This window comes from Wolbachia endosymbiont (group B) of Xylocampa areola (genome assembly GCF_964028205.1).
Classification (GTDB): Bacteria; Pseudomonadota; Alphaproteobacteria; order Rickettsiales; family Anaplasmataceae; genus Wolbachia.
The window spans coordinates 428928-447262 of the sequence record NZ_OZ034771.1 but is presented as its reverse complement, the minus strand read 5'-3'; the positions used below and the strand labels follow the sequence as shown (position 1 = coordinate 447262).

Here is an 18335-nt window from a genome sequence, read left to right as displayed (position 1 = left end):
GCTTTATTTTACCTCTTTTACTATCTTTTGCGCAGCATCACCCAGTTCATCTGCAGCAATAATATTTAATCCTGACTCTTCTAAGATTTTTTTTCCTTCTTCAAAATTAGTACCTGATAATCTAACCACTAGAGGAACTTTAATGCTCATTTCTTTTGCAGCCGCAACAATTCCACTTGCGATAATATCGCAACGCATTATACCACCAAATATGTTAACCAGAATTCCTTTTACGTTGCTATCAGACAATATGATTTTAAATGCTTCAGTTACAGTTTCTTTACTCGCTCCACCACCAACATCCAAAAAGTTAGCAGGCTCTGCTCCATAGTACTTTATTATATCCATTGTTGCCATAGCAAGACCTGCACCGTTCACCATGCAACCAATATTGCCATCCATTTTGATGTAACTAAGTCCATGTTTTGAAGCTTCTATCTCTTCTTTAACTTCTTCATCATAATCACGAAGCTGCACGATTTCTGGATGACGATATAAAGCGTTGTCATCAAAATTAATTTTAGCATCAAGTGCAACAAAATCCCCAGAATTTGTTTCAACTAGTGGGTTAATTTCTATTTGGCTTGCATCAGTTGTAATAAACGCATCATATATATTTTTTGCAATATTTGTTATTCTTTCTATTTGTTCTGAATTCAAATTAAAATTATTGGCAAGTTTACTGTTATCAAGATTTGTAAAACCAGTAGCAGGGTCAATATCAAATTTCACAATTTTTGTAGGAGAATTTTTTGCTACCTCTTCAATATCCATACCACCTTCTGAGGAAAATATAAATACTAACCTACTGAGCTTTGGATCAACTACTAGACTCAAATAGTACTCTTTTTTAATGCTTGAACCTTCCTCAATGTATATTCTTCTTACCTGCTGTCCACTAGGCCCTGTTTGATGAGTAACTAAAGTTATGCCGAGCATGTTCTTTACAAACTGTTGAGCTTCTTCAACTGACTTTGCTAGCTTTACACCACCAGCCTTACCCCTACCACCTGCATGAATCTGAGCTTTAACCACAAACACGTCAGATTTTAGTTGATTTATTTGAGTTTCTACTCCTTCTGCAGATGTAGCAACAAAACCCTTTGGTACCGGGACATTAAACTTGTGTAAAATTTCCTTTGCTTGATATTCATGAATATTCATAAGATAACTAATTATTAACCTTAGTAAAAACTACCAACCATAACGCTGTCTTCTGCATTCTTGCTGATACCTCTTTTTCCTTGCTTCAGCTTTTTTTTTAGCTGTTTTCTCTGATTTCTTTTCGTGATATTTTTTTTTCATTTTGAGCCCTCTTCCTTCCTTTTGAATTATTTTTCTCAACACTGGAAGAGCTCTATCTACATCACCATAATGGACTGATACTTCAATCAAACTCTATACCTCCTTCGGTAATCACTTCAAAATCCATTTATAAATTAGAAAATTAACATTGTCAATTATTTTATAAACTTGAGCGATAGAATATGATATGCAGTGATTTATATGAAAAAAGCTTCATTCTGCTGTCAATCATTTACTTGCTGATAAAAATTGCTCTTAGGTTACAGTGCTCTTGTAATTTTTCTAATCTCGGGGCGGAGAGATTTGAACTCCCGACCCTTTGGTCCCAAACCAAATGCGCTACCAGGCTGCGCTACGCCCCGACTTCTTTACTAAGAGTATCGATAGTTCGGAAAAATGCAAGTTTCATTTATTTCTTTTAGGAAAAATATAATGCAGATTTCTTTATATAGAGTGTCAAGTTGCACTAGCCATATTAAAAAATCTAGCTATACCAATTGGTGAAGGTTAATGCAGCAACTACAGCAGTATCAACTCTCAAAATTCTTTTTCCTAGACTCAGTTTCTGACAAAATTTATTGGCAGAATCAAGTTCGCAAGATGAAAAACCACCTTCGGGGCCAACAATAATAGCAACGTTTTTCTTGCCTTTTAGAACTTTATTAGGAGGTTGTCCTTCACCTGTTTCATCACACAAAACAAAATTTTTATTCTGGGAATCGGATAATTCACAAAAATTAATAGGAAGAAAAATCTGTGGTATACTTGTCCTACCGGATTGTTCCGCAGCTTCAATTGCCTGTAATTTCGCTCTACTTAGGTTAATGTTTTTTACTACTGTACGTTCTGTTGAAATAAATTGAATGCAGGTTACTCCCATTTCAGTTGCTTGTCTTACTATGTTGCTTAAGGCGCCGCTTTTTACCAGAGCACAATACAAATATAGATTTTTTTCATGTTGTTGTTGTTTAGTGCGTTCTTTTATTATAATTTTTGTCGATTTACTTGATATATTCACTACTTCTCCTAACCATTCTCCATCCTTTCCATTAAAAAGATAGATGTTATCATGCTTCTTAAGCCGCATTACATTGTAAATATAGTGACTTTGTCGTGGATGAAGCGCCAAACTTACATTTTGTGATAAAGCTTCTTCAACATAAAGCCTAATTTTTTTCATTCAAAACTTTAGTTATTTGCATTCTGTTTGAGTGACTCTTACGGGATTTGAACCCGTGTTACCACCGTGAAAGGGTGGTGTCCTAACCACTAGACGAAAGAGTCGACTTGAATCTAACTGAGTTATATCGATTATACATATAAAGTCAATTCAATTATTTTGAATCACACAGTTAGAGTAGTGATTTTATATCGACAGCCTCCTATTACCCCATGTTCAATGCTTACTGAACCTATCTCAGATTTAGGAGCTTTAGATCCTAATTCTAATTTTTGTTCAACTTTTGTATCTGAATCATAGCCAGAATCGTATCCAGAATCTCTACGCTCAAAATTTTGCCTTATTTCTTTTACGTTAAAGCCAGCCTTGGTCTTGATTTGCTGACTCGCTGGCTTATTAGCACTTTGCTCATTTAGTTTTACTTGCAAATTATTCACTTTATCCTTCACTAATCCATGATAAGTCCCAGAATTATCTTTTATATGTTTTGCTTGTCTTTCTGATCTCTTTTTCGATAAATCTACTTTAGCATAAATAGGCTCTGGTTGCTCTTTATGATTTAAGCTAGTGGGCTTTTTTTGCTCTGAGAAATCATCTACATCTTCATAAATAGGTTCTCCTGATATACTAGAATAACCACTATCTTTCAATGATAAATTTTCAGTAGATCTTTTATGCAAATCATATACTTCAGCATAAATGGATTCTTCCGATACGCTCAACTCTTCTAATGAGTTACTAACCTTAGCGTCATATACCTCATCATAAATGGGCTCTTTTAAAAGTAAAATATCATCATGCTCAAAAATCCTAGGAGGTTTTTTAGGTGAGTTGGCCTTAAATTTTATCTCTACTTCCTCTTTAAGCTTGTCACAACTTTCCGTTTGTTTCAAAATCTCCAATATTTCTTTTCTTTCTTTTTTTATTAGCTCACCAAGCACTAAACAACATTTTTCTTTATGATCTTTGAGACTGTCCTTATCTCCGTACTGCATAGCTTATGATGCTATTTTGTATTGAAGGATTACATTTCCTATACTATTATTTATCTCATTAATATTTGCTCCAGCACTAATAAGTAACGTCATTACATTATGATCAAGATTTGTTACTGCATACTCTAAAGCTCGATTTAAAGTTTGATCATTATTCAAGTCAAATGACCCCTTGTTCCTAAAAGGATTAATTCTAGAAAAGAGTTTTTCAAAGCTGTTTACTATATTATGAAGACTTAAAGCTAGCCTCACGCCTCTTATATTGCTATTTCTAGCGGATTTAATTAAAAAACTATCTACTTATACCCATGATTGTACCCCTCTATACAAAAGCTCACCATATGTGGTACAATCTTAAACTATAACGATTTATTTTATATTAATAATCGCTTTTCACACCCACTTAACAAGAGGAGGCATCGACATCATAATTGCATCGGGGTTACCATTAGTCATTAAACCAAACCTTGTACCACGATCATAAAGAAGATTGAACTCCACATATCTGCCACGTTTTATCAATTGTTCTTCTCGTTGTTCTTTTGTCCAAGATTTTTGCATATGTTTGTGTATGATGTGTAAGTAAATTTCTAAAAAGGCTTCACCTACTGCTTTTGTGAACTCAAAATCGTTTTTCCAGTTGCCAGAAGTTAGATTGTCATAAAAAATTCCACCAATACCACGTGGCTCTTTTCTATGTTGTAAAAAAAAGTAATCATCACATTGCTTTTTAAATTTCGGATAATATTCGATGTTGAACTCATCGCAAGTTGCTTTAATTGATTCGTGAATATACTTGCAATCTCCCTCATCCTTATAAATTGGAGTAAAGTCCATTCCTCCACCAAACCATTGTTTTGAGGTATATATCAATCTTGTGTTCATATGTGCTGCAGGGATAAGGGGAGATTGCATGTGAGACACTAAAGATATACCGCTTGCCCAAAACTCTCCATTGCTTTCACTTGCACCAGAAATTTCATTAATGGCTGAGTCTTCGAGCTTTCCGTATACTCTTGAAACGTTTATTCCAACTTTTTCAAAAATATTACCAAAGATAATTGTAGATTCACCACTTCCTCCACCTGGTCGGTTCCACTTTCTTTTTTCGATTTTTGGTTGTGTGAATGACTGTACCTCAATTGATAAGAAAGATTCGGTGATCTTGTTTCTCAGTGCGCAGAACCATTCAAATGCTTGTGTCTTTTGTTTTTCCATAATGCCTTCTGTTGGCTTATTAATATTATTGTACTCTATATTTACAGGACTTAATTAGATTGGGATAGTAACTACTCATCAAGGATGTTAATAAATCTATAATAATTAAATCAATATAGTAGAATATTTTTATATGTGCAAGGATGCCAAGCAATAATAATGAGTAAAAGATACATAGATAACAAAAAAGAGAACAGAGTTGACTTCATACTAAGAAATTATGGGATGTCAATTATTGTGATGGCAGTCATTATGTTCTTACCTCCAATAGCAATATCAGTACTCTATTTTTCTAATGTATATAGTCAGCATGTTAATATAGAGATTAATTTATTAATTAGCATTCTAATGACTCTCTTTGTGGTATATAATATAAAACGTTACAAGTATCTACTTAATATCATAGAGTTTCAAAATGCAATATTTGCAAATGCGCTGAATCATAATACAGAGTTTTGTCTCATTTTACATAAAGATGAGGGTATTATTTATGCTGATGCGAGGTTCTACGAAAGGTTCAAAGATCACATAAACGATGATGTTACGCTAGATAAAATTCTTGAAGCAGGAGATGTGTCAGAAAAAGACAGAAAATCACTCTATCATGCGTTAAGAAATAACACTTCTGTAAAAGTATGCATTTCCTTAAGCAAGAAGAGTAGAATATCTAACTTTCTTTTGCTCTCTGAACCAATACCGGATAATCCACAAATTGCTATAAATAGTAATAAGACTTTAAATTTATCATTAGCCCCAATAGCAAGACCGAATGGGTATTTTGTACTGAAGGCAACACAGGTAAACAAAGAGCAGATATATGAAGAGTTGATAGAGAAACACAATATAGCAACTTACGTTGCAAATACAAAAGGAGGTATCTTATCTGTAAATAAAAGATTTTTAGACATGTTTGAACTAAAAAAATTGGAAAAAGGTAGCTCAATCAATGATTTTATATCTCAATCTAAGTATGACGATACAATAACCAAAAATGAAATTATGTTTTTTACTATAAGCGGTGCTCCATTTAAGGCTTATATGAGTACTGCTATATTTTGTGATAAATACAATCATAGCTATATACACGGCTTTATAACACCAACTGAATCAAATATTGTTGATTATCAACTACACCCTTGTTTTACAAATTCGTCAATTGCTATTGCACAATGCGATATAAATGGCAATTTTATAAAGAAAAATATAGCATTAGTAAAACTTGCGGGGTCAAGTAATGATTCTATCTTTGCATTGATATCAGATGGTTATCATATGAAAGTGCGTGAATATTTTTCAAGTAACAGGATAAATAATGCGTCCTTTGATGTGCAGCTCAATGGCGGTAATAACATGAAAATATATTTTAATAAGTTTCTTCATAATAAAGTGATGTTCATACTTTGTTATTTTATTGATAATACTGAACGTAAAAAACTAGAGATAAAACTTGAGCATTATCAAAAGGTGCAAGCTATAGGGCAATTAGCAGGTGGTATTGCACATGATTTCAATAATATATTAACCGGAATAATAGGATTTTGTGATTTGCTTTTACTCCAGCACTCAGCTAGCGATCCATCTTTTGGAGATATAATACAGATACAGCAAAATGCAAAACGTGGGTCAAATTTAGTAAGACAACTGCTTGCTTTTTCAAGAAGACAGACTTTGCAGCCAAAGATTATTAATGTAAATGGTACGATAGCTAATCTTTATGAAATGATCAAAAGATTAATAGGTGAAAATATAAAATTTAATATTTATTATGGTAGCGATTTGGGTGCTGTTAGGGCTGACCAAGGACAATTAGAGCAAGTTATGCTTAACTTAGCAGTTAATGCTGGTGCTGCTATGGAAAAGGGGGGAGAGTTAACTATACGAACCTTTAATCAAAAGGTTGATTCATTAAATTCTACACCTCAGGATATGTTTTCTCCAGATAAGGAAACGATTGAACATGGGAATTATGTTGTGATTGAAGTGATTGATACTGGATGTGGAATGACGAGTGATATAATTGAAAAGGCATTTGATCCATTTTTTTCTACCAAAGATATTACTTCTGGTACAGGTCTTGGCCTCTCTACTGTATATGGCATTATTAAACAAACCGAAGGATACATCTATGTTGCTAGCAAAGTGAATCATGGAACTAAATTTAGCATATTTTTGCCCATAGTTTACATATCGGATGAAAATGATAAAGAGGAAGATAGTAAAGAAATAGAGAAACCGGTAGAGATTAAAGGTAATGGTATAATTTTATTAATTGAAGATGAAGATTCAGTAAGGGAATTTACTGCTAAGGCTCTTACAAGAAAAGGATTTAATGTCATAGAAGCGAGCATAGGCAGCGAGGCACTAGAGATCATTAGAAAAAAAAATCAACACATAGATCTAATAATCACTGATGTAATCATGCCAGAGGTGAGTGGTCCAGAAATAGTTAAAGAAACATTGATACATAGGCCAAACATCAAAGTTATTTTTATTTCTGGGTATACAGAGGATGCTTTTTTAAAGAGCGATGAAATCAATATAGAAGACTTCCATTTTTTACCAAAACCATTTACTCTGAATGAGTTAGGAAATAAGGTTCAAAGTGTGTTACACAAGACAAAAAAAGGCAGTTTACTTTGAGCATGATTGGCAACAAAAAAAATTTTCTAATGCAAAAATTTCTTGCATATATACAATAGAGTTATTTTATACATAAGATAAAAGGCGTGAGCAAGATCATTGCAATAGTAAATCAAAAGGGTGGAGTTGGTAAAACTACAACTAGTATAAATTTATCAACAGCCTTTGCTGCTGTGGGAAAAAGTACTTTACTGGTAGATCTTGACCCTCAAGGAAATGCTAGTACAGGACTTGGGATTTCTTATCGTAGCAGGGAAGAAAAAAATATATATAAAATACTGCTGAGCAGCGAAAGTGAATTGGTGGAATCGGCAATTTTCAATATAAAGGAAATTCCAAATCTATCGCTGATTTCATCAGTGGTTGACTTATCAGCTGCAGAAATTGAGCTATCACAACTTGAGCAGGGAAAATTCGTACTAAAAGATACGCTAGAGAAAGTACGTAATAATTATGAGTACATAATTATCGATTGTCCTCCATCACTTGGTCTGCTTACTATCAATGCTCTGACCGCTGCTGACTCGATTATTGTTCCTCTTCAGTGTGAATTTTTCGCTCTGGAAGGATTGAGCCATTTAGTTAAGACTGTAGAGCTGATAAAAAGAAATAACCTAAACCCTTTCCTGTTAATAGAAGGAATATTGCTCACAATGTATGACAGACGCAACAAACTTAGTGAGCAGATTAAAAATGATATTTGCCAATATTTAAATGATAAAGTATATAAAACTATTATCCCCTTGTATGAGACCATTATTCCACGTAATGTACGGTTATCAGAAGCGCCTTCTCATGGAAAACCTGCTATTGTATATGATCTTAAGTGTCCTGGTGCACAAGCATATATAAGTTTGGCAAAAGAAATTTTAAAGAAACACATGAGCATCTGTAAAGAGAAAAAGCTGATAAGTGAGGGTGCAGCGTGAAGGACAATAGGCGCTTAGGTAGAGGTCTTGCTGGCCTCATAGGCGATAATTATGGTAATAAAGAAGATCGGTTACCTATTTCATTACTACACCCGAGCAAATTTCAGCCGAGAAAATATTTTGATGAGGAGTCATTAAAAGAACTTGCAGGTTCGATAGAGAAAAATGGTATAATACAACCTGTTGTGGTGCGCAAAGATCCAAGTAATGAAGGTTATGAAATAGTAGCAGGGGAACGTCGTTGGCGAGCAAGTAAGGTCATAAATCTTGATAGTGTGCCGGTTATCATAAAAGATTTAAATGACAAGGAATGCTTAGAAGTATCGATAATTGAAAACATACAGAGGCAAGATATTAATCCAATAGAAGAAGGTGAGGCGTACAGAAAACTAATAGATGAATTCTCCTATACACACGAAGAATTAGCCTTAACTTTAGGTAAAAGCCGCAGTCACATAACCAATATGATACGAATGCTGTCACTCCCTAATGGAGTAAAAACAATGATCAACGAGAAAAAATTGTCTATGGGTCATGCAAGAGCATTGATTAATGTTGAAAATGCGGAAAGTATTGCAGAAAGAATAGTTTCTCAGGGCCTGAGCGTTAGGCGAACTGAAAAATTGATAAAAGACTTACAACAAAATAACGACCGAAAAGAGCATAAGTTTACTAAAAATCAAGATATGGCAGTATTAGAAGGAGCTATATCTTCTCAGCTTGGTTTAAAGGTCAAAATTAATGACAGTAATTCTAAGGGTAAAGTCATGATACGTTATAACAACTCAAATGAATTGGATTTTATATTGAAAATTTTGAATAGAAGACTTGAATCAGCTATTAATGTCGAAAGTAGCCCATAGAAATTTCTTGACAAACCTTCCCACTTTCCTTGCAATGGAAGTGAAATGGTGGAGTTTGTCAAGTAAGTTATTTCGTTCCTACCTTCAATAAAAATTTGCACGCAATAGCACAGAAGCATACGTTGCTATTCCCTCATTTCTGCCAATAGAACCTAATTTTTCCGCTGTGGTTGCTTTGATACTTAGGAATTCACCATTAATTTCTAATATTTTTGATATGAATTCCTTCATTCCTGCTTTGTAAGGCGATATTTTAGGCTCTTCACAAACTATAGTAATATCTAAATTAGACACGCTATATCCTTTTTCCTGTGCTTTTTTAGCAGCAAAATCAAGAAAATGAGATGAATTGCAATCCTTCCATTTAGAGGAATTAGGAGGAAAATGTTCTCCTATATCGCCACATCCTAGTGCTCCGAGTATTGCATCAACGATTGCATGTATTGCAACATCACCATCGGAATGTGCCTCTATTGCCATATTATGCTCAATTTCCACACCGCAAATTTTTATAAAGCTCTTAGCATCATTTTGAATTTTAACAAATTTATGTATATCATAACCGGTTCCGACACGGAATTTTGGCTCTCCAAAGAGAAGTTTTGCCATATTGATATCCTCTTTTGTAGTTAACTTAAAATTCTTTTTCTCACCTTCAATAATCGCAACATGTTTTTTATGCTCTACCATTAGTGATGAATCATCAGTAAATTCTTTGACTGATTGATGGCACGATAATAATTCTCTGAAATTAAAAATTTGAGGAGTTTGCATGGCTCTAAGTTTTTCTCTTGAAATCGTAGATTCAATGAAATTATTACTCACCAACGATATAGTATCCTCGACTTCTATTGCTGGAACTACTCCTGTATATTGACCATTAATCATAGATTCAATCAAGTTGTTTATTAGAATATTTGATACAAAAGGCCTACAAGCGTCATGTATAATAACAAAATCTGGATTGATCTTTTGCAAACTCTCCAGTCCAAGTTTAACTGAACTCTGCCTGCTTTTTCCTCCACATACTGGACTCAGCAATTTAGTATCTATAGTTGATGACGTAACTTCTTTATAGAAATCTTTTTGACTTTCATTCACTACCACTCTTATGTAACTTATGTACTGATTAGCTAAGAATTTCCTAATTGTGTGAAATAAAACAGACTTACCTGCCAATTTTATATACTGTTTAGGGATTTTGGCATTGCATCTACTGCCTACTCCTGCTGCAACTATTAATGCTGCTATCTTGTATTCCTCAAGTCTGTTAGTGTACATGCTTACCATTTTCGGTGTTAATACAAGTTATCTAGCATTTTAAAAAAGTTGATCCAATTCTCAAAAAAGAATATTCTTTTACTAGGTGTAATATATGCTAGAGGAAAATAATACACGTTGCTAAGTATAATAAAGAAAATGAGATACATCTTATATTTTTTCATGGAATAGGTGATAATTATAAGAATGCGGCCAGGTATATACAAGATAGATCTACATATCTCCATAGGTCTAATTTTCACACTCATGCACATAAATACCCAATTGCATTTCAAAACTATATAACTTACGCAATAGCTAGTTTCTTGTTTTTAGGAACATCAATACTATTACCAACTTTAATATTACTTACTAATCCAATGACATCTAGTACAGCAAGTTTAGCCATCTTAGCAGCTTTAACTTGTACCTTTTTATCTGTACCACCACTCATGATTCCATTTATAAATAAGAATCAAAGCTTATCTAAGTCTTCAATAGAAAAAATCAATGAATTAATGGAGAAGGGTGTGAAATCGGAAAATATAATACTTTTCGGCCATTCTTTTGGGGGAGCAGTTGCATCAGAAGTATTAAAATATTTTACAGACAAAAATATTAAACTTGGAGGCGTTATTTTTACTAGCACTTTCAGCTCTTTTCATAATGCAATAAAGCATTTTCCAATTCCTCAAGCAAAAATTTTAAGTGTACTGCCCTCATGCTTATTGAAAAAGATGCTTAAGGTCCTAAATTTAGATTTTGATATAATAAGCAATATACAAAAGCTACAAAATGATAATATACCAATAGTAGTCATTAATCATGAAAGAGACACCTTAATACCATATCCTGCACAATTGGCAAAGGCAGTAGATGATCTATTGTTAAATAGAAATTCGATTAAGATCGTTAATCTGAGAGGCTTTACAGATAACCCGCATAACGGAGTTTTATCTAGTTGGCAATTGAGTGAAAATTTGGCTGATCTCATGCCTAATAAAATAATGAATAGATAGTACTTACAAAAAACTTTATATTTTTCGGTAAATTAACTATTCTAAACACATGCAAAAACGTCATATAACTATTTGTTGTGTACTGCTTTTCATAATAGGGGCATTATTTTTGATGCGTCCTATGATTGTTCCGTGTCTAATATCTGTTTTTGTTGCACATCTATTTAACCCGCTAGTAACCAAGTTTGAAAAATATAGAATACCGCGTTCATGTTCTGTAGTTTTTATAACACTTGCCTTATTGATAGCTTTTATATTAGTTATTACATTTGTTTTACCTATTATATATTTTCAAATTACTTTAATATTAAATTTCTTAGTAAATAAGATACCTTCATTAAAGCTTAAAGTGATTCCTTCTGTGCTAGAATTTCTTAATATAAAAACTGAAGATAGTTTATTTGATCATTTGTCTAAAAATCTAGTAGAAAATTACAGTGATTATATATCTTATTTTATAAATGCTCTTAGCATGGGCAGTAATCTTATAATTCAAGTGCTAAATTCAAGCTTTAATTTGATTTACATGGTATCATTAATAGCTATTACGCTTGTGGTGTTTTTTTATGTATTACGTGATTGGCCTGCAATTGTAGAAAAGGCTAATAAACTAATTCCCATTCTTTACAGAGAAAAAGCTGCAGGTTATTTTTCTAAAGTAGATTTCATTATATCTAATTACCTAAAGGGACAGTTAAACGTATGTATAGTCATGATGATCTTTTACTCCGTGGGCCTTAGCATAATTGGGCTGAAGCATTCTGTAGCTATTGGAATTTTATCAGGAACATTAACATTTATACCCTATATAGGGCCATTATTATACACTATTATCGGATTTTTGAGCGCCATTACTCAATTTAGTGGATGGTTTGAAAGTACTGCTGTCTTGCTATTATTTAGTGTTGGTCAATTAATAGACTCAAGCATATTAGTGCCTTTATTAATAGGAAAAAAAGTTCATATACATCCAACTATCATTATTTTAGGAGTTGTCATATGCACCTCATATTTTGGGTTTATAGGTATATTATTTTTTATTCCAATAATAGCAATGTTCAGTGTATTAGTAGAATATGCAGTCAATAAATATTTTGAAAGTGAGCTTTATAAAAATGGCTAATTAGTTCACGATAAAAAAAGGATCTCTGATACATTTGAGAGATGGTGCGACCTGAAAGTCTTCGGTCATATTGTTTAAAAGGAGAGGAATTCATTCAGAAAGAAACTGAAAGGATTCTAAAACTTATTAAACCAGATGTTTTGCCGTCTGAGTCTACGCATCAGTGCGAATCGGGCAACCGGTTGGTGCCAAGCGATGCGGACAATGAACCTCCTCTTGAAAAAGAAGATGCTCAATCGTGAGAGGGGCATAAACTGCAAGCATCATGTGGTTGGAGGGCTAGGCTAGTGGTATGGTGAACGTAAGTGAAGCTTTATAAGTACCGATACGATGAAAGAGCTAAAGATGCTGATAAGCTCTGACCAAAAGGTAATGTGGATAAGTTACATTTTTCATTTCTAGATGTACGCAAATAATAACTCCACCGGTATAGAGAAGCCACCTAACCCACTGTTGTATGACTGGAGAAACAGGGTAAGCCTGTATTTTCGCCTACATGGCAAGCAAACCGCAAGGAATGCTGATGGAAGTGCAGGTAAAGGAGAATGGAGAAAGCGAATGCCATTTTGTAACGAAATGGATAGAATTTGTAACATTAATTCGCGTGAAAACGAGCAGACTTCCATTTGGTCCCTCGTGACAAGAAACTTTGTTAACCACTTAAGGTAGGAAAGCAGATGATTACAAGTAAACCTGTAAGTGCATCTACCGAAAGCTTTGAAGCATGGAAGCAATTGCCATGGAAGAAATGCCAGAAAGTTATTGTGAGGCTACAAAGACGTATTGTTAAGGCTGTCCAAGAAGGAAGATGGGGTAAGGTAAAAGCTTTACAACATCTTCTCACACGCTCTTTTAGCGGAAAAGCTTTGGCTGTTAAGAGAGTAACTGAAAACCAAGGAAAAACCACAGCAGGTGTAGATCGTCAACTATGGTCAACTTGCAATGCTAAATTTCAAGGAATAAAGCTGTTAAAGCAAAGAGGATATAAACCTTCTCCGCTAAAACGGATTTATATCAGTAAATCTAATGGCAAAAGAAGACCTCTTGGAATACCCACGATAAAAGATAGAGCCATGCAAGCATTATATCTGTTTGCTCTGGAACCGATAGCTGAAACGATCAGTGATCGTCACTCCTATGGCTTTAGACCTAAAAGATCCTGTGCAGATGCTACAGTAGCTTGTCATTTGTTACTGGCAAGTCGTAATCAACTACAATGGATACTTGAAGGTGATATCAAAGGATGCTTTGACAACATTAATCATGAATGGCTTATGAAGCATATTCCTATGGAGAAAAAAATTCTGCATAGTTGGTTAAAAGCTGGCTTCCTAGAATCAAAAACTCTGTATCCCACAACTGCAGGTACCCCGCAAGGTGGTATAATTTCTCCAATACTAGCCAATTTAGCCTTAAACGGACTTGAAAAGTTATTGGAAAGTCGATTTGGTAAACTCGGCAGTAGAAAAAGAAACAAAATCAGAAGTGGAGTGAATGTAATCAGATACGCAGACGACTTTATTATTTCAGGTTTCACACATGAAGTACTGGAAAAGGAAGTTAAGCCTTTAGTATCATCTTTTCTTCATGAGCGAGGTTTAATTCTGTCAGAAGAGAAGACAAAGATTACATCTATCACAACAGGGTTTGACTTTCTTGGTTGTAATGTACGTAGATATAATAAGAAGTTAATTATTAAACCTTCGAAAGAAAGTATTAAAAGACTTCTTAATAAAGCACGTACATTGATAAAAGCAAATATAGCGAACACTCAGGCTATAGTAATTAAGTCACTCAACTCTCTACTGAGAGGATGGGGAAATTACTATCACCATGTGTGTGCTAAAAAAGCGTTTAGAAAGATCGACAATGAAATTTGGCATAGTTTATGGAAATGGGCAAAGAAAAGACATCCTCGTAAAGGATTACGTTGGATAAAGAATCGTTACTTCAAAGTAATGGGTCAACGCCAATGGGTTTTTGCTGCACCCATATGCAAGAACAAACCAAAAGAGATACGGTATTTAAGACTGCTTAAGCTGATTGATATACCTATCAGACGACATGTTAAAATCAGAGCGGATGCAAATCCCCTTGACTTAAAATGGAAAAAGTATTTTGATGAGAGAGTGAAACGAACAAGAATGTTAGCAAGCTCTTTCTCAAGAGAAGGTTCTCTACTGTTGGTGTCACCATTAAGAATGATGTTTCCTGAGGAATCATGAAGGACAAGCCGGTTCTAGAAAAGAAGAACTTAGATAAGGGGCTCAAGCGTAGTGTGGGGAAACCTGCATGCTGCGTTTCTAAGGGAGGGGGTAGTAGTAATACTGCTTCCTTACCTGACCAGTTCACTAAGACCAAGGGCTTCGAAAAGCGTGCTCAATATTATGCTGCTAAAGCCTATTCAAGTCAAGCTGATCAAGGTGATGACTATCATAACCTCAAGGAAATTATCTTTATTGCTGTTGCTGATTGTATTATTTTTCCAGACAAAGCTGAGTACAAATCTAATCATGTCATTTTAGATCAAAATAGCTTTGAACATGACTTAAAGGATTTTTACTTCGTATTCATAGAATTACCAAAATTTACAAAAACAAAGGAAGATCAACTAGAAAATATAGTAGAGAAATGGTGTTATTTTTTTCGATATGCAGGAGAAACAAGGGAAGAGGATCTAGATAAGATAGTTGGTAGTGATGTAATAATAAAACGAGCTTATGAAGAGATGAATAAGTTTAACTGGTCAGAAGAAGAATTACTAGCATATGAACAAATGAAAAAACGTATAATGGATGAAATAGCTGCTTTAGCTCAAAAATTTGATGAAGGTCTTAGGGTTGGAGAAGAAAGAGGCATCCAAATCGGCCAGGAAAAAGGCAGAAAAGAAAGAGAAATTGAAGTTGCAAAAAACCTACTTAAAGCAGGTGTATCTGTTGACTTAATAGCTGAATCTACCGGTCTTCCTAAAGTTGAAATTTCAAAACTTAAGGAAAAAGCCTAAGTATTGTAACTCCTTTAGAGCCCTTATCCATTAGTCTAATATATTAAAGCCTATATCTAACTCTTCCACTATTCTTGCTACTGGCCTATTTGATTCTCTCACTAATTCTACGTATCAGTCAAACATAGAATGCCTAAATATAGAAAATGTTTTTCATAAAATTTTTTTATCCTTGATAATTTTATTGTTGATATTTGATTCTAACTTTTGCATAATGCAGTAAATATTTTTATATAGGAGGTAGAATGCCAAGATGGACAGATCGTCATGCTAGAGTACTTGAAAAATTGCAAGATTCTATTCAACGTACAGATCCAAATGTTGCTGAAAAGAAATTAGCTATCAAGAGATGGGTAGAAAACTATATGGAGTATGTGCAATTCTTTAAGGATGATAAGCTGCAGTTTTTGTACAATATATTCCAAGATGAAAATTGTTGGTCGGATACAAGGTTAAATAATGTTTTTTTAGGTCAGAAATTGACTGAAGAGAAAATAGGTGGAATAGATAACCCACTGCCAAGGTATGATATGGCATCTAGGTATTGTATAATGGATAAGATAGGTGATTTTTTCAATAAACAGCTTGCATTCTCTAAGGGTCAATTTACTCCAGAAGAGATAGATACTCAACCACTATCGGCTGAGAGCCGAAAGGTTGGATATAGCGCTGGAAGCGCGGTGAGAAGCTAAAGCTACTCCAATCTTATACTAGATATAGAATGAGGCTGATGTGCATCTGTATGTTTATTGATGTACTCATTAATGACTTTATCTGTGATATGTCCGCTGGTAGCACTAAAGTATCCTCTTCCCCAAAAACGCTTTCCCCAGTACATTTTATTTAGCTCTGGAAATTCTTGTTGAACTTTGCGTGAAGACCTGCCTTTGGCTCTTTGAACAAAATCACTCACAGCTATATGAGGAGGTATTACTACGAATAAATGTAAATGATCTGATGATATTACTCCGTTTTCTATCTTAATCTCCATTTCTTCAGATACTTCTGCTATGATTGTTCGTATTCTCTCCTTCATAGCCTTAGTTAATACTCTGTACCGATATTTTGTAATCCAGACTATATGGTACCTATGATAAAATACAGTGTGTTTTCCTTTGTCATATTCCGTCATAACTATACTTTATAAAGTACAGTTATGACATTGACAAACTAAAGTTTCTCCACCTAGAAGGTGGAGGCTTGTACCATCTTATGGAAAGTCAAGGTAATCCGATAAGTGATCAATATGTAAGAAACATTCTGCTATTATCTATGAAGAGGCGAGATCCAGTATGGCTTTGTTGCATAGCACTGATAGGCATGTAAATCACAGTGAATTCACGCAGCTAATTTAAATTTAGCCATACCTATATCAGTAAATTTGTTCAATAAGTAGCACTTAATTAACAGCTCTTTTTCACGATTTACCTCTGATTTATTTTTCAAGCCAAACCCAAATATTTGCTTCAACCTATAGAAAAAGACTTCAATATAAGACCGTGCTCCATACTTAACTTTTTTCTTCCATTCATTAATACCATCTTCATAATTCTCATATGACCTAATTCTACTAATATACTTGTTTCTTTCTGATAAGTAGTCAGCTAAACAAATTTTAGTATCCTTCCTAGGGCGAATAATAGGCACAATATTGTATTTTCTGCATTCTTTATACACACTTTTTATATCATAAGCCGCATCTGCTCGAATAGAACAAATGTTATATTTATCACTGACTTCTTCTAACATATCGCAGACCGGCAAATAGTCTACAGCAACACCACTAGTGTAGTTCATGCTTATTGCTTTCTTATCATTTATGTTTAAAACAACATGTAATTTTCTTACTTGACCATAACCACTGTATTTTCTTTTTCGAATATTAAGCTTACTATGCCCACCGTTATTATTGTAGATACTAACTCTAGTGCTATCTACGGCAATTTCAACATTTTCCAGATCGTCTTTATTGCTTCTATGGTCATCAATCTTCAAATTAAGCTTTTTAAATCTTCTGGAAGCTTGTGTATAGCTGATAATCTTAAGTTTTTTGCCTATTTGTACCATATAACCTTTTACAAAACCTACAGCTTGTCTCAAGCCAATTCTAAAAAGATATGTGTATTAAAATTACAACTTTATCACTATAAGTGTTATTGCCACCTGCAACTTTTGGACTATTTTCATACCAATTTTCTATGGCTTGATTAACAAAATGAAAAACATTTCCTCTTTTTTTGAGAAACTCGTTATATTCTCTTTGGTTACTTACTCTCATTTTTTGTGGCATAAGTTGTACTTGTTTGAAAAATGCCTGTTTTACAACAAAATGCGTTAGTAGCCATATATTAAAAAGCTTTTCTTTTTACAATAACCTCAACCAACACTAGCTATGCAACAAAGCCATGAAGGATAACGGGAAACTGTTAAGTCCGGTTTTGAAGCCGAGGGGGGAAAGGCAACTTTCTCTCCTTAGGTAACAGGACCCCACCTCAAGCTTGATCGCCTCGAGAACCCTATGCAACTTTCTTTCTCTGTATGCAACGCACACAAAATGTTCACCATTTTTTTTATCTGCTACTTTGAGAATTCTTGGAAGATCTCGCTTGTAAAAGAGTAACAAGGGTTCTAAAAAGCAATCAAGTCTTTTTTCTCTTAAAATATAACATAAAAAGTCCACTTCGTTGTCATACCCTTCGCTGTAAAAATCTGAACAAGCATCTGAATATTTACCATTTTCAAGATTGGACTTTATAGAACTTACTATACACGCTTTCATGATACAGATCTCAAAAAACA

General features: G+C 34.0%; 21 protein-coding genes and 2 tRNA genes. 9 read left to right on the top strand and 14 right to left on the bottom strand.

The features are described 5' to 3' along the window. Positions 1 to 3 precede the first annotated feature (3 nt). From sucC to hemF, 8 genes are all read right to left on the bottom strand, one after another. Positions 4 to 1164: an ADP-forming succinate--CoA ligase subunit beta gene (sucC, locus tag ABWU35_RS02090; RefSeq protein WP_007302349.1), complete on the bottom strand. Its 1161-nt coding sequence runs from the start codon at positions 1162 to 1164 to the stop codon at positions 4 to 6. 30 nt (positions 1165 to 1194) lie between these two features. Beyond that, a complete protein-coding gene (gene rpsU / locus ABWU35_RS02085; protein ID WP_007302350.1) occupies positions 1195 to 1395 on the bottom strand; it encodes a 30S ribosomal protein S21 in 201 nt (66 codons plus the stop codon). A gap of 198 nt (positions 1396 to 1593) precedes the next feature. Next, positions 1594 to 1667, bottom strand: a tRNA-Pro gene (locus ABWU35_RS02080). Between the two features lie 122 nt (positions 1668 to 1789). Next, complete coding sequence (locus tag ABWU35_RS02075; protein ID WP_007302351.1) at positions 1790 to 2485, bottom strand: 16S rRNA (uracil(1498)-N(3))-methyltransferase; 696 nt, start codon at positions 2483 to 2485, stop codon at positions 1790 to 1792. A gap of 32 nt (positions 2486 to 2517) precedes the next feature. Then, a tRNA-Glu gene (locus ABWU35_RS02070) sits at positions 2518 to 2589 on the bottom strand. Between the two features lie 60 nt (positions 2590 to 2649). Beyond that, on the bottom strand, positions 2650 to 3480 hold the full coding sequence (locus tag ABWU35_RS02065; RefSeq protein WP_007302352.1) for a hypothetical protein: 831 nt from the start codon (positions 3478 to 3480) through the stop codon (positions 2650 to 2652). A 3-nt stretch (positions 3481 to 3483) separates the two neighbouring features. Next, a complete protein-coding gene (locus tag ABWU35_RS02060) occupies positions 3484 to 3732 on the bottom strand; it encodes a hypothetical protein (protein WP_019078621.1) in 249 nt (82 codons plus the stop codon). A gap of 141 nt (positions 3733 to 3873) precedes the next feature. After that, entirely contained in the window at positions 3874 to 4698 is an 825-nt protein-coding gene (gene hemF, locus ABWU35_RS02055) for an oxygen-dependent coproporphyrinogen oxidase (RefSeq protein ID WP_007302354.1), read from the bottom strand. A gap of 159 nt (positions 4699 to 4857) precedes the next feature. Here hemF and ABWU35_RS02050 point away from each other — a divergent pair, with 159 nt between their 5' ends. The 3 genes from ABWU35_RS02050 to ABWU35_RS02040 all read left to right on the top strand — a co-directional run bounded on the left by ABWU35_RS02050 (position 4858) and on the right by ABWU35_RS02040 (position 9130). Next, on the top strand, positions 4858 to 7338 hold the full coding sequence (locus tag ABWU35_RS02050) for a response regulator (RefSeq protein WP_353276040.1): 2481 nt from the start codon (positions 4858 to 4860) through the stop codon (positions 7336 to 7338). Positions 7339 to 7424: 86 nt separating this feature from the next. Further along, on the top strand, positions 7425 to 8267 hold the full coding sequence (locus ABWU35_RS02045; RefSeq protein WP_006014513.1) for a ParA family protein: 843 nt from the start codon (positions 7425 to 7427) through the stop codon (positions 8265 to 8267). Continuing rightward, on the top strand, positions 8264 to 9130 hold the full coding sequence (locus ABWU35_RS02040) for a ParB/RepB/Spo0J family partition protein (protein WP_007302356.1): 867 nt from the start codon (positions 8264 to 8266) through the stop codon (positions 9128 to 9130). The genes ABWU35_RS02045 and ABWU35_RS02040 overlap by 4 nt, the downstream gene beginning before the upstream one ends. An 84-nt stretch (positions 9131 to 9214) precedes the next feature. Here ABWU35_RS02040 and ispD read toward each other — a convergent pair whose 3' ends face one another. Together ispD and ABWU35_RS02030 are read right to left on the bottom strand one after the other, a co-directional pair. Further along, complete coding sequence (ispD, locus tag ABWU35_RS02035) at positions 9215 to 10420, bottom strand: 2-C-methyl-D-erythritol 4-phosphate cytidylyltransferase (protein ID WP_012481959.1); 1206 nt, start codon at positions 10418 to 10420, stop codon at positions 9215 to 9217. A gap of 277 nt (positions 10421 to 10697) precedes the next feature. After that, positions 10698 to 10844: a hypothetical protein gene (locus ABWU35_RS02030; protein WP_019236829.1), complete on the bottom strand. Its 147-nt coding sequence runs from the start codon at positions 10842 to 10844 to the stop codon at positions 10698 to 10700. On the opposite strand from ABWU35_RS02030, the gene ABWU35_RS02025 reads away from it, so the two are divergent. From ABWU35_RS02025 to ABWU35_RS02000, 6 genes are all read left to right on the top strand, one after another. After that, entirely contained in the window at positions 10843 to 11409 is a 567-nt protein-coding gene (locus ABWU35_RS02025) for an alpha/beta hydrolase (protein WP_007302358.1), read from the top strand. The two genes, ABWU35_RS02030 and ABWU35_RS02025, sit on opposite strands and share 2 nt — an antisense overlap. Positions 11410 to 11458: 49 nt before the next feature. Then, positions 11459 to 12532, top strand: coding sequence for an AI-2E family transporter (locus ABWU35_RS02020; protein WP_026097254.1), 1074 nt, complete (start codon positions 11459 to 11461; stop codon positions 12530 to 12532). A gap of 44 nt (positions 12533 to 12576) precedes the next feature. Further along, the gene (locus ABWU35_RS02015) at positions 12577 to 12774 is read left to right on the top strand and encodes a hypothetical protein (protein ID WP_230609272.1); all 198 of its coding nucleotides are present in this window, start codon (positions 12577 to 12579) and stop codon (positions 12772 to 12774) included. A 435-nt stretch (positions 12775 to 13209) separates the two neighbouring features. Further along, complete coding sequence (gene ltrA / locus ABWU35_RS02010) at positions 13210 to 14757, top strand: group II intron reverse transcriptase/maturase (protein WP_353276036.1); 1548 nt, start codon at positions 13210 to 13212, stop codon at positions 14755 to 14757. After that, positions 14754 to 15536, top strand: coding sequence for an Rpn family recombination-promoting nuclease/putative transposase (locus ABWU35_RS02005; protein WP_230609053.1), 783 nt, complete (start codon positions 14754 to 14756; stop codon positions 15534 to 15536). The genes ltrA and ABWU35_RS02005 overlap by 4 nt, the downstream gene beginning before the upstream one ends. A 245-nt stretch (positions 15537 to 15781) precedes the next feature. Further along, positions 15782 to 16228, top strand: a complete 447-nt coding sequence (locus tag ABWU35_RS02000; protein ID WP_304956781.1) for a hypothetical protein — start codon at positions 15782 to 15784, stop codon at positions 16226 to 16228. Between the two features lie 2 nt (positions 16229 to 16230). On the opposite strand, the gene tnpA is transcribed toward ABWU35_RS02000, so the two are convergent. From tnpA to ABWU35_RS01980, 4 genes are all read right to left on the bottom strand, one after another. Continuing rightward, a complete protein-coding gene (gene tnpA, locus ABWU35_RS01995) occupies positions 16231 to 16668 on the bottom strand; it encodes an IS200/IS605 family transposase (RefSeq protein WP_230609054.1) in 438 nt (145 codons plus the stop codon). Positions 16669 to 16874: 206 nt separating this feature from the next. Continuing rightward, the gene (locus ABWU35_RS01990; protein WP_230609056.1) at positions 16875 to 17603 is read right to left on the bottom strand and encodes a transposase; all 729 of its coding nucleotides are present in this window, start codon (positions 17601 to 17603) and stop codon (positions 16875 to 16877) included. Positions 17604 to 17643: 40 nt separating this feature from the next. Next, positions 17644 to 17826: a hypothetical protein gene (locus ABWU35_RS01985; protein ID WP_230609058.1), complete on the bottom strand. Its 183-nt coding sequence runs from the start codon at positions 17824 to 17826 to the stop codon at positions 17644 to 17646. Positions 17827 to 17922: 96 nt separating this feature from the next. Next, entirely contained in the window at positions 17923 to 18315 is a 393-nt protein-coding gene (locus ABWU35_RS01980; RefSeq protein WP_230609060.1) for a hypothetical protein, read from the bottom strand. Positions 18316 to 18335: the final 20 nt, after the last annotated feature.